General features: G+C 53.4%; 11 protein-coding genes. 9 read left to right on the top strand and 2 right to left on the bottom strand.

The genetic code is table 11. The features are described from left to right. Nucleotides 1-24 precede the first annotated feature (24 nt). Together RDM26_RS00650 and pgi are read left to right on the top strand one after the other, a co-directional pair. Nucleotides 25-2289, top strand: coding sequence for a 6-phosphofructokinase (locus RDM26_RS00650; protein WP_307737153.1), 2265 nt, complete (start codon nucleotides 25-27; stop codon nucleotides 2287-2289). 27 nt (nucleotides 2290-2316) lie between these two features. After that, nucleotides 2317-4014, top strand: a complete 1698-nt coding sequence (gene pgi / locus RDM26_RS00645; protein ID WP_307737152.1) for a glucose-6-phosphate isomerase — start codon at nucleotides 2317-2319, stop codon at nucleotides 4012-4014. A 430-nt stretch (nucleotides 4015-4444) separates the two neighbouring features. On the opposite strand, the gene RDM26_RS00640 is transcribed toward pgi, so the two are convergent. Together RDM26_RS00640 and RDM26_RS00635 are read right to left on the bottom strand one after the other, a co-directional pair. Then, nucleotides 4445-5293, bottom strand: a complete 849-nt coding sequence (locus RDM26_RS00640) for an aldo/keto reductase (RefSeq protein WP_307737151.1) — start codon at nucleotides 5291-5293, stop codon at nucleotides 4445-4447. Nucleotides 5294-5554: 261 nt separating this feature from the next. Continuing rightward, nucleotides 5555-5983 (bottom strand): GNAT family N-acetyltransferase, encoded by a 429-nt coding sequence (locus RDM26_RS00635; protein WP_307737150.1) that lies wholly within the window; start codon nucleotides 5981-5983, stop codon nucleotides 5555-5557. Nucleotides 5984-6385: 402 nt separating this feature from the next. Here RDM26_RS00635 and dnaK point away from each other — a divergent pair, with 402 nt between their 5' ends. The 7 genes from dnaK to RDM26_RS00600 all read left to right on the top strand — a co-directional run bounded on the left by dnaK (nucleotide 6386) and on the right by RDM26_RS00600 (nucleotide 15828). After that, nucleotides 6386-8263 carry a molecular chaperone DnaK gene (dnaK, locus tag RDM26_RS00630; RefSeq protein ID WP_307737149.1) on the top strand — a complete coding sequence of 626 codons (1878 nt, stop codon included), beginning with the start codon at nucleotides 6386-6388 and terminating at the stop codon, nucleotides 8261-8263. A gap of 104 nt (nucleotides 8264-8367) precedes the next feature. Then, nucleotides 8368-9204 carry a nucleotide exchange factor GrpE gene (gene grpE / locus RDM26_RS00625; RefSeq protein ID WP_307737148.1) on the top strand — a complete coding sequence of 279 codons (837 nt, stop codon included), beginning with the start codon at nucleotides 8368-8370 and terminating at the stop codon, nucleotides 9202-9204. Nucleotides 9205-9225: 21 nt separating this feature from the next. Beyond that, entirely contained in the window at nucleotides 9226-10233 is a 1008-nt protein-coding gene (locus tag RDM26_RS00620) for a DnaJ C-terminal domain-containing protein (protein ID WP_307737147.1), read from the top strand. Continuing rightward, nucleotides 10233-10676, top strand: coding sequence for a heat shock protein transcriptional repressor HspR (locus RDM26_RS00615; protein ID WP_307737146.1), 444 nt, complete (start codon nucleotides 10233-10235; stop codon nucleotides 10674-10676). Before RDM26_RS00620 ends, RDM26_RS00615 begins: the two co-directional genes overlap by 1 nt. 39 nt (nucleotides 10677-10715) lie before the next feature. After that, complete coding sequence (locus RDM26_RS00610; RefSeq protein WP_307737145.1) at nucleotides 10716-11693, top strand: hypothetical protein; 978 nt, start codon at nucleotides 10716-10718, stop codon at nucleotides 11691-11693. Nucleotides 11694-11925: 232 nt separating this feature from the next. Continuing rightward, entirely contained in the window at nucleotides 11926-14547 is a 2622-nt protein-coding gene (gene clpB, locus RDM26_RS00605) for an ATP-dependent chaperone ClpB (protein ID WP_307737144.1), read from the top strand. Nucleotides 14548-14832: 285 nt separating this feature from the next. Further along, nucleotides 14833-15828: a TetR family transcriptional regulator gene (locus tag RDM26_RS00600; RefSeq protein ID WP_307737143.1), complete on the top strand. Its 996-nt coding sequence runs from the start codon at nucleotides 14833-14835 to the stop codon at nucleotides 15826-15828. The last annotated feature ends 9 nt before the right edge of the window (nucleotides 15829-15837 follow it).

Raw genomic sequence — 15837 nt, 5'->3', positions numbered from 1 at the left:
TGCCAGCCTTCCAGAGGAGGAATAATGGGTCAGTCCACAGGGGCCGAACCGAAGCGTCTAGGAGTCTTAACCTCGGGCGGGGATGCCCAGGGGATGAATGCTGCCGTACGGGCGGTAGTGCGGACCGCTTTAAAAATGGGTGCGCAGCCCTATGCGATCCTTGAAGGTTGGCAGGGAGCTGTTACTGGCGGTGAAATGATCAAACCGATGGGATGGTCCGATGTATCTAGTGTGCTCAATAAGGGGGGCACAATAATTGGGACTGCCCGCTGTAAAGAGTTTCGCGAACGTTCTGGACTGCTCAAAGCCGCTAAAAACCTGATTCTAAATGGTATAGATTGCCTGATTTCTATTGGGGGAGACGGTTCGCTAGCCGGTACTAACGAGTTTCAAGAAGAATGGCCCAGCCTCCTGGAAGAACTGATGCAGGCAGACGAACTTACCCCCGAACAGGTAGCTGGACATGAAAAGTTGCGGGTAGCCGGCCTGGTTGGTTCTATCGACAATGATTTAGTTGGTTTCGATATGACCATCGGCACTGACTCAGCCTTGCAGAGAATCTTGGCGGCTCTGGATGAGCTTTCTTCTACCGCGGCCTCCCATCGCCGCACTTTCGTCGTAGAAGTTATGGGACGCCATTGCGGATACCTACCACTGATGAGTGCGGTTGCCCGGGGTTGCGATTATGTATTCATCCCCGAAGCTCCTCCTGAACAAGGGTGGCAGAAAATCCTGACGAAAAAACTGGAAGCTGGACGCAGGGCAGGCAGGCGCGAATCCATCGTGTTGGTGGCCGAAGGCGCTATCGATCATCAAGGTAATCCTATTACTGCAAACGATGTGTGCGATGCCCTAGAGCAAGAAACCGGAGAGCGTCCGCATCTGACTATCTTGGGGCACGTACAGCGCGGGGGCACGCCCTCAGCCTATGATCGCTGGATGCCCACCGCCCTGGGATATGCAGCGGTGTATGAAGTGCTACACCAAGACCAAGATTCCGAGCCGGTGATCATTGGGGCTCGTAATAACCGGGTTGCCCGCTTGCCTTTGATGAAAGCAGTCAACGATACTCGCGCGGTTGCCAAGTTTACGAAAGCACAAGAATACGAAAAGGCAGTTAAGGCGCGAGGACGTTCATTCAGCGAGATGCTGGCCATTAATGAAGTAATGTCGACTCCGCCCCAGCAAGACGCACTACCCGATAATGCGCGGCGGGTAGCCATTATGCACGTAGGCGGACTTGCTCCCGGAATGAATACTGCAGCTCGAGCCGCAGTCCGGCAAGGCATAGACCGTGGGTTTGAAATGCTGGGAATCTACGGTTCCTTTGAAGGGCTCATGTCTGGAAAAGTTAAGCAGCTAGCTTGGGAAGACGTTGAAGGCTGGGGCTTTGATGGAGGAGCGGAGCTCGGAACGTTGCGCGCCATTCCGCGGGTAGAAGAATACTACGCAATAGGACGCGCTCTGGAAGAACAGCGCATCGACGCCCTAATCGTAATCGGTGGCTACAACGCCTACCTGTCGATCAATCAGATGCGGCAGGAAACCTCCCGCTACCCGGCGTTTAATATTCCGATGATTTGCATTCCGGCATCAATCGACAATAACTTGCCGGGATCTGAGCTTTCTATCGGCGCTGATTCTGCCCTAAATAATGCGGTCTGGGCATTAGATCGTATCCGAGAATCTGCGGCAGCTTCTCGGCGTTGTTTCGTAGCCGATGCGATGGGGCGGCACTGCGGATACCTATCCCTAATGTCAGGTATCGCCGCGGGAGCCGAGTTGGTCTACCTCGATGAATTCCCCTATGACCTGCAGGATCTAGCCAGCGATGTGAAAATGATGCGGGATTCTTTCCGTGACGGTCGCCGCCTGTGCCTGGTACTACATAATGAAGAGGCCGGAGGCAGATATGATCGAGAATTCATAGCCTCCGTGTTTGCCCAAGAATCGCAAGGGATGTTCGATGTGCGCCACTCGGCTCTGGGACACTTGCAGCAGGGGGGAGAACCGTCTCCCTTTGACCGCATCTTAGCTACTCGCCTGGTGCGGGCAGCGATTCAAGAGCTCAGCGAGCAATTCGCGCAAAATCGCAGCGAGCCCTTGGGAGTGGGGCTGTCAGCAGAGGGGATTGAGTCTTTCCCGCTGCTGCAAATGCAGCAAAAGGTTGATCCTCAAGTGCGTCGTCCCCTCAGCCAATGGTGGTTGCCACTGGTTGATATTATCTCGGTGGTTTCCCGTGATGAATGGGATATTGAAGTCCGACCATTGCCGATAACCGACCTATAACCTATACCAATTCGAACAGGAGAAAACATGGGCGCTCCGATTGACCCCAGTACCACCCAGGCATGGCAAGAGTTAACTAATCTTGCCGAATCATTCAAACCGGATCTTACCGGTTGGTTTGAACAACAGCCAGACCGTGCCGAACAGCTTAGTTTTACTGCCGCGGATTTGCGGGTTGACTTGTCAAAGAACTTGGTAACCGCTCCCATATTGGAGGCACTGGCACGCCTGGCGGCACAAACCAAAGTCGAGGCTCATCGTGATGCCATGTTCGCAGGGGAACATATTAATACCACCGAGGATCGCGCGGTACTCCATACCGCGCTGCGGCGCCCTGGGAAAGATAAACTCGAAGTTGATGGGCAGGACGTTAGCGCCGATGTAACCGCCGTTTTAGAGCGAGTTTATGCCTTTACGGAAAAAGTGCGCAGTGGAGCCTGGCTGGGAATTACTGGAAAACCCATCACTACCGTGGTGAATATCGGAATCGGAGGTTCGGATTTAGGTCCGGCGATGGCCTACGAAGCGTTGCTTCCCTATGTTAAAACCGGGCTTGAATGCCGCTTCGTATCCAATATTGATCCTACGGATCTATGCGAAAAAGTGAAGGACTTGGATCCTGAAACCACCTTGTTTATCGTGGCCTCCAAGACTTTCACCACTTTGGAAACCCTCACCAATGCCCGCGCCGCCCGCAGCTGGCTGTTAGACCAGCTGGCTGCCCGCGGAATCTGGGAAGGCAAAGATAGCGGATCGCAGCTTACTGATGAGGATTCCCGACAGGCAGTGTCCAAGCATTTCGTGGCAGTGTCTACTAATCTTGAGGCGGTAGCCGAATTTGGTATTGATCCAGATAACGCCTTTGGTTTTTGGAATTGGGTAGGAGGACGTTACTCGGTAGATTCCGCAGTCGGCACCGCTCTGGCTGTCGCGATTGGTAAAGAGGGATTCTCCGATTTTCTGTCCGGTATGTACGCTATGGACGAGCATTTCCGGACGGCTCCGCTCAGTGAGAATGTTCCGGTGCTGATGGGACTAATCAACGTGTGGTACCGCAACTTCCTGCACGCTCCTACCCACGCGGTCTTGCCCTATTCACAGTATCTGCACCGGTTCCCGGCCTACCTTCAGCAACTAACTATGGAATCCAATGGTAAAGCCGTACGCTGGGATGGGGCAGCGGTAACCTACGATACTGGCGAAATCTTTTGGGGAGAGCCGGGCACTAACGGGCAACATGCTTTTTACCAGTTGATCCACCAGGGAACTCAAATGATTCCCGCCGATTTTATCGCTTTCGCTAACCCCACCTGGCCGCTCAAAGATGGAGACAATGATCAGCACGAGCTATTCCTAGGTAATTTCTTCGCCCAAACTCAGGCGCTCGCCTTTGGCAAGACCGCTGATCAGGTACGTGCCGAAGGGACTCCAGAACCCATCGTCCCTGCCCGGGTATTCCCCGGCAACAAGCCGTCAACCTCGATCATGGCGCCGCGTCTAACGCCCTCGGTACTGGGGCAGCTGATCGCCCTCTATGAACACCTCACCTTTACCCAAGGGGTAGTGTGGGGGATTAACAGTTTCGACCAGTGGGGCGTAGAACTGGGCAAACAGCTCGCCAAGGCGCTTACTCCCGCAATTGCCGGTGATAAAGAGGTATTGGAGCAACAGGATCCTTCTACTAAAGCGATGATCAACTACTACCACGCCAATCGAGAAAACTAGCCTTTACTAGATTTTTATAGAGGGATGCGCGGGGGATAGGAGTTTTGCGTTTGAGCGCGAGGGTTGCGGGTTGGTGCGCTAAAAGCGCTCGGGGCTCTGGTGAGCCTTGCTTCGCTCGGCTCAAGTCGCCCTCTCGCATCTTTTAGCGCGCCAACCGTAAGGTCTTGCCTAGGGGCTAGTATGCGCCCGTTTTGGCGCAACATAGCAGCCTGATTTGTTCCAGCTGTGCGCGGGGGCTAGGTTTTATCCGAGTCGGCTAGGCGGGCGCAAATTTTGGAAAATGTCGCTACGTTTTCCAAAATTTTGGGCAGGAGGAAAAATCTAGCCCCCGCATACTTCTACCGCACCAACCTATTCCCAGGAACCGCTATGGCTGATTGTCAGGTGGGAGGAAAAATATAGGCCTCGCGTTGTTGGCAGATACAGAAGTTTAGAGGATAGCCATAGTGTCGGGGTGGGAACCGGAGCGTCCCGCCTCGCCCTTATCTAAAGAATCCAGATCGGCTTTAGCCTGTTCATCTAGTTGGAAATCAAAAATATCCAGGTTTTCTTTAATGCGGTCGGGGTGAACCGACTTGGGGAAGAGGACGTCTCCGCGTTCAATGCCCCAACGCAGTACTATCTGGGCAGGCGTTTTCCCGAGGCGCCTGGATGCCGCAACTACTATTTCTTCCTCTAAAACATTGCCGCGAGCTAGTGGTGACCAGGCTTCGGTCACGATCTGGTGTTGGCTATGAAAAGCCCGCAGCGCGTTATTGGCAAACTGGGGGTGAATCTCTACCTGGTTGACAGCCGGGGTTACTCCCGTTTCCGCGATCAAACGCTCCAGGTGGTTGATCTGGAAATTAGAAACCCCCACGGTACGGGCGGTCTTATCGAACTGGAACTCCAGGAGAGTGCGCCAAGTCTGCACGAAGTCTCCCCCATAAAGGGTGGGAAGCGGCCAGTGGATCAAAAACAGATCCACATAGTCGGTGCGTAAATCTTCCAGGCTCTGCTGGAAAGACTTCCGGGCGTCCTCCGGCAGGTGCTTGTCATTATTAAGCTTGGTGGTTAAGAAAATTTCTTCGCGGTCAATCCCGGATTCTTCAATAGCTCGTCCCACTTCTGCCTCATTGTGATACATCTGCGCGGTATCGATATGGCGAATGCCGAGATCTAAAGCATATTTAACTGCATCTACGCAATCTTCCGGGGCAATTTTGTAAGTTCCAAAACCAAATTGCGGAATCTGATATCCGGTGGAAAGTTCCACACTGGGAATGGACAGGGCGCTCATGTAATCATTCCTTATTTCTCGACTACTTTTGCCCCTATTGTTCCCTGATCCCTACTCTCTTTGGGCAACATTGCTAGCTAACTCACTCTTTACGCCGTGGGGTCTTTGGGAAAAAACCGCTTTAAAGTGGGTTTATCAGCAAATATGGTTATCTAATTTGTTAATGTGTTTTATCTTGCATCACAGGGCAAACTCGGCCGACCCCTCACAGTTGTGAGTCTTTGTAGCTATACGTTTGTGAGGATATAAGGGGAGATTAAACTATCCCGCGTAACGGTAAACGTTGGTTTCGCGCTGTTTAAATCCGCAGCGCCGATATAGCCGGTTGGCGGCCTCGCGCGAGGGGCGGGAGGTAAGATCCACGGTTTTAGCTCCGACTTTTTTGGCGTGGCGCACTGCTGCCTCTACTAGTCTTTGCCCTGCTCCCTGGCCGCGGGCAGCTGAATCTACGACCACGTCCTCGATCCAGGCCCGCTTACCGGTGGGGATTTTGAAGGTTGCTAAGGAGAGCATCCCTAAGATTTCTCCCTCTTCGGAGCGGAAGACCAACAGATAAACCCCCTCTTGGTCGCAGAATTCTTTTATTTGATGTGGGCTTAGCTGCTTGGCGGACTGTGAAAGCTGGGGGAGGAGCCGAGAAAATGCCTCTACGAGTTCGTTGCTAAACTCTTCAACCAGTTCTACTGCCATGTTTTCTCCTTTACTGCGCGGAATGCTCTTACCTAGAAAAGATATACGCTCCCAGCGCAATTTGGGAAGTAACTTGACCTTAGCGGGCTAAGTTTTGGGAAATCTTTGCCGTAATAGGTTTTGTTTAAGATAAAATCCCAGTTTGCCGCACTTTTAAAGGCTTTTCTTAAAAATACTTAGAAATAGGGGAATAAAAGCTGCCTGTTTAAAGTTGAGTTAAGTAGACTCAGGTTTTGAAGATGTGGCTTGATACTTCGTCGATATTTGGTAACCTTGAGTGCGTAAGGCTCAAGGTTCATGGAAATCTGATCGGAGGGCGCCAATGCTGACAGTATCGGGCATCAGCCGTCAGAGCCTAGAGCTAGTAAGACCAACTAAAAAGATTCTTAGGAAGGAAAGATTATGGCACGTGCAGTAGGTATTGACTTGGGTACCACCAACTCCGCAATTGCGGTTCTAGAAGGCGGGCAACCCACTATTGTTGCCAATGCGGAAGGTCAGCGTACCACCCCCTCGGTGGTGGCGTTCTCTAAGGCCGGGGAAGTTTTGGTGGGCGAAGTTGCCAAACGGCAGGCGGTAACTAACGTAGATCGCACCATTGCCTCCGTGAAGCGTCATATGGGAGACAGCTCCTGGAAGGTAAAAATTGACGATAAAGAATACACCCCCCAGCAGATCAGCGCTTTCATTTTGGGCAAGCTGAAGAAAGATGCTGAAGAGTACTTAGGGGACTCGGTACAGGACGCAGTAATCACCGTGCCGGCCTACTTCAACGATGCGCAGCGTCAGGCCACCAAAGACGCCGGTAAAATTGCGGGACTAAACGTACTGCGTCTGGTAAATGAGCCCACCGCGGCCGCGCTGGCATACGGGTTGGAAAAGAGTGAAAAGGACGAATCCATCCTGGTATTCGACCTTGGTGGCGGTACTTTTGACGTTTCCCTGCTGGAAGTAATGAAGGATGAGGACGGCTTTTCCACTATCGAAGTGCGTGCCACTAACGGTGATAACCGCCTCGGTGGTGACGACTGGGATCAGCGGATCGTGGATTGGCTAATCGGTACCGTCAAAACCAATACCGGCGTGGATCTGTCGAATGACAAGATCGCGATTCAGCGCCTACGCGATGCCGCCGAGCAAGCCAAGAAGGAACTATCTTCGGCGACCTCTACCCAGATTTCTCTGCAGTACCTGTCGATGGCCGAATCTGGCCCGGTGCACCTAGATGAGCGCCTCACTCGCGCCCACTTCGAAGAAATGACCCAGGATCTGCTAGAACGCACCCGCAAACCCTTCGAGCAGGTAATCGCGGATGCCAAGATCCACGTGTCCGATATTGACCACGTGGTGCTAGTGGGTGGCTCCACCCGGATGCCGGCAGTAGCCGAGATGGTAAAGACCTTGACCGGTGGAAAAGAAGCCAATAAGTCGGTTAACCCCGATGAAGTGGTAGCCACTGGTGCCGCCCTACAAACCGGGATTATCCAGGGAGACCGCAGTGACGTCCTCCTAATTGATGTCACCCCCTTGTCCCTGGGAATCGAAACCAAGGGTGGGGTAATGACTACCCTGATTAAGCGTAATAGCGCGATTCCTACCAAGCATTCGGAAATCTTCTCCACTGCGGAAGATAACCAGGATTCGGTGCTAATCCAGGTATTCCAAGGGGAGCGTACTTTCACCCGTGACAACAAGTCGCTGGGCACCTTCCAACTGACCGGGATTCTGCCGGCACCTATGGGGGTTCCCCGGATCGAAGTCACTTTCGATATCGACACCAACGGGATTGTGCACGTATCCGCGAAAGACCAAAACACCAATAAAGAACAGTCAATGACTATTTCTGGGGGTTCGGCGCTTTCCAAGGAAGAGATCGACCGCATGGTTAAAGAGGCGGAAGCCCACGCCGAAGAGGACGAGAAGCGGCGAGAAGAAGCCGATTTGCGTAACTCGGCGGAACAGACGGTTTACTCGATCGAGAAACTGCTAAAAGATAATGCTGAAAAGCTGCCCGAGGAAATCGCCAAAGAGGTACGCGAAGCCTCCGACAAGGTTAAGCAGGCTTTGGAGGGCGAAGACATCGAGGCCGTGAAGGCAGCGATGGAAGAACTGAACACCAAGTCGCAAAAGATTGGGGAAACTCTCTATGCGCAGACCCAGGCAGAAGCAGCACAAAGTCAGGCTGAATCTGGCGCCTCCAGCGCTGAGGATGCTGGAGCGGGAGCAGACGATGACGTAATCGATGCGGAAGTAGTCGACGAAGAGGACGAAAACAAGTAACTCTTTAGTCTCAAACTGTCTGGGGCGCTCGCGAAAGTGGGCGCCCCTGGGCAGGGGGTAAAAATTTGGATCAGCACAATGGGAAACGGAGGATAAAGATCAAGGTGAAAGACCCATTGCATCCTACTTCGGAACCAGAGCCAGAAAAACCAGCGGATTCTGCCGCCTCGCAGGCAGACCAAGCACAACCAGCAGGTACGCCGGAAGTAACCACTAACGGCCAAGATAATCAGGCGGAAGCTTTCCCGGCGCCAGATACTAGCTCCGCTAATTCAAAGCCGGAAAAGGGCGCTGAGGAAGACTTGGATTCCTCCAAGGAATCGGCGCCTGCAGGCAGTGGCAGCATGGAGAAAGCCGAGGAACCGGACGAAAATGCGGCTTTCGTTGACCTCGCCGCACGCCTGGGAGAAGAGATCGCCGATGCTCCGGCACCCGCTGAAGGGGAAAATGGCGTGCCGGCAGAAACCGAAGCGGATTCGGAGCCTACTGCGGAGCTTGATCAGCTTAAAGCCCAGGTGGCAGAGCTTACCGAACAGCTGGCGCGCGCAAGAGCAGAAACCTATAACTTACAGCAGGAATACTCTGGGTATGTTAAGCGCAGTAAGTCAGAAATGTCGGCTCATCATAGCGAAGGGCAAAAAGCAGTCTTGCAGGTACTGCTAGGCGTCCTCGACGATGTGCAAGCAGCTCGCGATGCCGGAGACCTAGAAGGTCCCTTCGAAGCTATTGCGAAGAAACTGGAAAATACCCTGGAAACCAACTTTGGGCTAACTCGCTACGGCAGCATTGGGGAGGAATTCGACCCAAACGTGCATGAAGCCCTGATGGCGCAAAGTGGTGGGGAGGGCGAACCCAGTATCGCCCAGGTACTCCAGCCCGGGTATAAAGTGGGCGAAAATGTTTTACGGGCAACGAAAGTAATAGTCAATAACCCAGATTAGGGATTAAGGAGGTGAGCGTTCATGGCTGGACAAGATTGGATAGGCAAAGATTTTTACGGCACCCTGGGGGTGTCAAAAAAAGCAGATCAGTTGGCCATTAAGAAGGCTTACCGGAAGCTGGCACGTAAATACCATCCCGATCAAAACCCCGGCGATAAAGCTGCCGAAGAAAAGTTTAAGGCGATCGGGGAGGCATATCAGGTGCTGTCTGATCCGGAGCAAAAGCGGCAGTATGACGCGATTCGCGCTATGGCGGGCGGGGGGGCCCGTTTCAGCGCCGGCCCCGCTTCAGGTCGTGGTGGGGCCGGAGGCTTCGAAGACGTATTAGGCGCTATGTTTGGGGGCGGAACCGCTCCCGGGGCCGGCTCCGCTAGGATCAACCTGGGAGCAGGCGACCTCGGCTCCATGTTTAGTTCTCTGTTTTCGTCAGGTGGGCGCGCCAGCTATGGGGCACCTGGTTCCTTCGGCGCGGAGTCTGGCGGCTTTCCCGGTGGGGGTAAAGGTCAAGATTTGGCCGCGGAAGTCACCTTAGATTTTCGTGCCGCTATGGTCGGGAGCACCATGAAGTTGACGGTGGATGGCAAGAGTATGACCGTGCGCATTCCCGGCAAGATTCGTGATGGTAAGAAGCTGCGTCTGCGCGGGAAAGGGCGACCGGGGCCAGCTGGAAGTGGTGACCTGGTAGTAACGGTGCATGTAAAACCGGATCCGGTGTATTCCTTTGACGGGAAGTCTCTGCAAATGCACCTGCCGGTGACTGCAGCAGAAGCATTGGCAGGTGCCACGGTGAAAGTGCCCCTGCTCGGAGGTAAAACTGCAACTATTAAGATTCCTGCCGGGGCTGATTCGGGCACTAAGCTGCGTTTGCGCGGGAAAGGTTTGGATGGGTTAGATGTGGTGGCTACCGTCCGGATAGTCAACCCGCGTAAACCTTCTAGGCGGGTAGTTGATATCGCCCATCAGTTAGGGGAAGCAATCCGAGCCGATCACCCGGATTTCGATCCTCGCTTGGGTCTTGAGAAAAGCTGATGGCACGATCAATGGAAACCCTATATGTGATTTCGGTAGCCGCAGAGTTGGCGGGGATGCATCCGCAAACTCTGCGGCAATATGACCGCATCGGGCTGGTTATCCCTAAACGCGCCAAGGGTAGGGGGCGGCGTTATAGCGCCGAAGATATCGCAGAACTGCGAGAAATCCAGCGTCTGTCCCAAGAAGAAGGTATTAACCTGGCGGGCATTAAACGCGTGCTGGAATTGCGGCGCGCCGCTGCTCACTTAGCCGCAGAAAATCAACGTTTGCGTCAGCGATTGGCTGTTTATGAACGAGGACGCGGACGGGTGTTTTCAGCTGCCCCCACCGGTGAGGTATCTCCACTTACTAAATTCCCGCTCTCGCGGGTGGCGCGAGGGCAGGAAATCGTCCCCTATCTGCCAGGACAAATGATTATTTGGGGCGAAAATCGAGGCTAGCGTTTACAATAGGGCTCAGGCTAATCAATGGGAGGAACTATGGGCGAAACCCCTAACAGATACGGCGCGCACTCTAGCGAACAGGAACAATGGGTGTTGAATGGTGAGCTGCATTCTGGCACCCCGGCCACGCAGCGACAAGCTGCTGCGCCGGCCTCCTCTCAGTCGGAGTCTTCCGCGGGGCAAATGCCCAGAACAGCTGGAGCTAGCGAGGAAAATAATGCCGGCTTTAGGGGAGCAAATGGTTCTTCTACCATCTCGGAGGAAGAATCCTCTCAGCCTCCGTCTTTCTCGGAACCGCAACGGAAATTTCCGGTTCCCCCTGGATATGGTGGGAACGATTCTTGGCGCGAGCCCTCGGGAATGCCACAATCAGGCGGACCGGGAGGTATGGGGCCGGGGAGCTTTTCTGGCCTAGGTGACAATCCGGATACACCGCCGAAAACTCCAAAATCTCGCGCCGTGCCCATCACTATTTTGGTAGTGGGAATCGTGTTGATGCTAGTGGTAGCGCCGATTGCTTTTGTCACGATGCTAGTGGTTTATGGTCTGCAAGTAGATTCCAAGATGGAGACCCACCCAGGGGTCAGCTCTATCACCCGAACTGCGGACTACCAGGGAACTTCACTGCTGGTTGTGGAAGCCTCTAACGGTGGTAACGTGCGCTGTGACGCTACTTTTAATGGAGACAAGATTGAGTCCCTATCTGGGGACAATAGTTTTGTTTCCGGTTTTGCCTCCGACCCGGATGACGAGGAGCAGCACACCTTTATTTACAACCTAGAATCTCAAGGAACCTTGAAGGTTAAATGCGAGCCCATAGGTGATAAAGAGGCTGTTATCTCCTCAATTGCGATTCTTCCTAACCTTTCCTTCGCTCCAATGATTGCGGCTTTCGTGGTGCCCACGATTATCGGCTTTACTGGCCTCGGGTTGTTGATCTGGGGGATCGTTTGGACGGTCAAACGCGGTCGAGATAACCGTCAAGCGTTAATAAATAACTCCTACTATCGGTAGTCTTGCGGCTTAAAGTCTTTTTTCTTCACTGCTGCCGGCGCTTCCTCGGTGGAGTGGGGCATAGACGTGCTTGCTTACGGGTTTCCGCTGCTTATTTTGGCGACAGAAAATGTCGTTAGTAGGAGGGATAAACCAAAGAATCTAAAGTTGAGTGGAATAAACTCAACTTTTGGGGTGTTGGACTAAATAGCAACACCCCATCCCACCCGGATGGGAATACGGGAGGAAATATATGGAAACTAAACTTACTGTTAAATCGCAGGCTGCCTTAGGGGATGCGGTGCAAGCCGCGCAGGCCAATAAAAATCCCCAGGTAGAGCCAGAACATCTGTTGAATGCCTTGCTGGGGCAAACCGACTCGATCGCGTTTGCGCTCCTGGAGGCGGTAGTACCAAATCGTACCCAACAGATTAACGCGCCCCTGCATCATATGCTGGGAACACTGCCTAGCGTCACCGGCAGTTCCGTCGGGGAAGTACAAACCTCCCTGGCTATGCGGCGGGTGATTAATAAAGCCGGTGATTTGGCGCGAGAACTTACTGACGAATACGTATCTACCGAACACCTGTTAATCGCCCTCGCAGATGAATCTGAAGGGGAAACCGGCGTTAGCCGCCTGTTAAATAAGGCGGGCGCGAGCGCAAGCGCGCTGCGTGAAAAGCTCCAAGAGATTCGCAAAGACCCGGTCACTTCCCAAGACCCCGAAGCCTCTTTCGATGCCTTGAAAAAATATGGTCGTGACCTGACGGAAGTAGCCCGCAGCGGCAAACTCGATCCCGTAATTGGACGCGACAAAGAAATTCGCCGCGTAATCCAAGTGCTCTCGCGGCGCACCAAAAACAACCCAGTGTTAATCGGAGAGGCCGGGGTAGGTAAAACCGCAGTAGTAGAGGGTCTAGCGCAACGAATTGTAGCCGGAGACGTTCCCCAGTCTTTGCAAAACAAGAAACTGATCAGCCTAGATTTAGGAGCGATGGTTGCTGGTGCCAAATACCGCGGCGAGTTCGAAGAGCGACTCAAGGCCGTCCTCGAAGAAATCAAGAACGCTGGCGGGGAAGTTATTACCTTTATTGACGAGCTGCACACGGTAGTAGGAGCCGGGGGTGGCTCCGAGGGGGCGATGGATGCCGGCAACATGATTAAACCCATGCTGGCGCGCGGCGAACTACGGATGGTGGGAGCTACCACCCTGGACGAGTATCGACAACATATCGAGAAAGATCCGGCGCTAGAGCGCCGCTTCCAACAGGTGTTCGTAGCCGAACCCTCGGTAGAAGATACGGTAGCGATTTTGCGCGGGATTGCCCCCAAGTACGAGGCGCACCATAAGGTCACGATTACCGATGGGGCGCTGGTGGCGGCGGCGAAACTTTCGGATCGCTATATCACCGACCGCAACTTGCCGGATAAAGCTATTGACCTGATTGATGAGGCCGCTTCGCGGCTACGGATGGAGCTAGATTCCAGTCCGGTGGAGGTAGACGAAAAACGCCGTCAGGTTGACCGGTTGAAAATGGAAGAAGCTTATTTAGCTGATTCCGAGGGCGAAGGCTCAGATGAGCAGACCAGAGCCCGGCTGGAAGATTTGCGCGCGGAAATCGCCAAGGAACAACAAGTCTTGGATGACCTCAATGTGCGGTGGGAATCCGAAAAAGCCTCTCGCAATAAGGTCGGGGATTTGCGTGCCCAACTCGATAAGCTAAACACCCAGCTAGAGCGGGCAATGCGTAGTGGCGATTGGGAAAGTGCCGGACGGTTGCAGAACGGAGAAATCCCGCAAATCCGGGCTGCGATTGCCGCTGCTGAAAAGCAGGAGCAGGAAAGTGATGACTCCCAAGTCATGGTGGTAGAAAAAGTCGGTTCTACCGAAGTCGCCGAAGTCGTGGAGTCCTGGACCGGGATCCCTACCGGAAAAATGTTGCAAACCGAAACTGACAAGCTCTTACATATGGAAACCGAGATTGGTAAACGACTAATTGGGCAAGAGCAAGCAGTGCAGACGGTGGCAGATGCGGTGCGGCGCTCGCGGGCAGGCGTCAGTGACCCTAATCGTCCGACGGGATCTTTCCTCTTCCTCGGGCCAACCGGGGTGGGGAAGACTGAGCTTGCCAAGTCCTTAGCGGCCTTCCTCTTTGATGATCCCACCGCCATGGTGCGCATTGATATGAGCGAATACGGAGAAAAACACTCGGTATCACGCCTAATCGGGGCGCCTCCCGGATACGTGGGTTATGAAGAGGGCGGACAGCTTACGGAGGCAGTGCGGCGGCGTCCCTATTCGGTAATTCTGCTCGATGAAGTGGAAAAGGCACATCCAGAAATCTTCCATGTGTTGCTGCAGGTCTTAGATGATGGCCGCCTTACTGATGGGCAAGGCCGGGTAGTGGATTTTCGCAGCACTATTTTAGTGCTTACCTCAAACTTGGGCTCGCAGTACTTGACGCAGCCGGATATAACCGAGGACGAGAAAGGACGGCTCGTGAAAGAAGCGGTCAATGCCAATTTTCGACCCGAGTTCTTGAACCGGTTAGACGAGATTCTGATTTTTCAGCCCCTTAGCCGCACCCAGCTAGCTAAGATAGTGGATTTGCAGCTGGCGCAGGTCATGCAGCGGCTGGCATCTAGAAGGTTGAAACTGGAGGTTAGCGAGGACGCGAAGAATTGGCTAGCTGACCGGGGTTATGACCCGGCATTCGGAGCACGTCCGTTGCGTCGGCTAATTCAAAGCGAAATTGGTGACCAACTGGCGCAAGGGCTGTTAGCCGGAAAATGGGAGGATGGTTCAGTTATCCAGGTAACGGTGCCGCAGCAGCGGGCTGTTCCGGCGGGTAGGTTTCATCTTCAGCTAAGTTAATGACATAGCGTCAGCAAAGTGGCGCCGGGGTCGAAGGTTCTCGGCGCTACTTTTTGCGTTTTCTTTACTAATAACTGGCGATCGCATGAGATGTGTGGGTGCTTTTATTAGAATAAGTAAATAAACTCTTAATGTGATCTTCGTTTATGTAATTCGCTTACGAAATCTAGTCGATTTGTTAGGTGGTTTGAGGGGAAAAACTGTATCCTAGTTAGAGCTTGGGTTTTTTGTGCCCAGATATAGAAAAGATAATAGGCGGTAGGCAAAAGGGAGGGGGATGCCCAGGTGCCCAAACCAGCACACAAGAGCGGGGAGCGTGGGCCTTACGCCGGTGGCGTAGCTCGACGCGAAGCCATACTTGACGCAACCGTAGACATGATTGCGGAAGTTGGCTACCACGGCTTATCTATGCGCGATGTGGCTCGCCGTGTTGGTATTTCCCACCCGGGGGTCATCTATCACTTCCCCTCCAAAGAAGCCCTACTCATGGCGGTTATTGAACGCTACGAGGATCGCTCTAACTTCGACGTGCAGGCTATGCGGCATATGCAGCCTTTCGGAGTGTTCAACGCCTTCACTGAACTTTCTACAGAACTTAGCTCTAACCCCACGATCGTGGAAATGGAGTGCATGCTTTCGGTGGAAGCCTCTAACGAGGTACACCCCGCCCATGACCACTTCGCAGCCCGGTTTGAAGGATTGCAAAGTGTGCTGACTAGTGCATTTAGTCAGCTACAAACAGACGATCTGATTAACAAAGATGCCGATCCGAAGACACTGGCGCATTCCCTTCTGGCCGAATGGTACGGCCTGCATATCCAGTGGCTCTACAACAGGGACGGGGTAGATGTGGTCGGTTCCCTCACTAACTTGATTATTAATCAGGTCGATCTTTCCAACCCCAAGGCGCTCCGTGCCATCATGTCCAGCGGTTTTGCTACCCCCTCGGCAATGGCTGCAATCGAACAGGTGACTGGGTTTACCTTGGAAGATTTGTTGGAAAAGGGATACATCAGCCTTTCCTCCCAAGAAATGGAGAAATACGGTCTTTCGGACGTGCCCGAAGACATCCTGGACAAGATTGTTCGTTCCGGCATCCTGAATGCCAACGACCTGGAGTACGCACAAGAAAACCAGGCTCTCAGTATCGACTTGCTGGGGCGCTTGGTTATCAACAGCGTTCTCGAAACCGAGGAATACAACACCTTGGCGGATGTTGGCGTCGTGCCGCGTGAAGCGGTGGCGGCACTTACCGCAGTTATGGCAGCTCGCCCCTTCTAGGAACTATCC

Source organism: uncultured Varibaculum sp., from assembly GCF_902489465.1.
In the GTDB taxonomy this organism is placed as follows: Bacteria; Actinomycetota; Actinomycetes; order Actinomycetales; family Actinomycetaceae; genus Varibaculum.
Note: the sequence above shows the minus strand (reverse complement) of the source record. Positions and strands in the feature narration are given on the sequence as shown.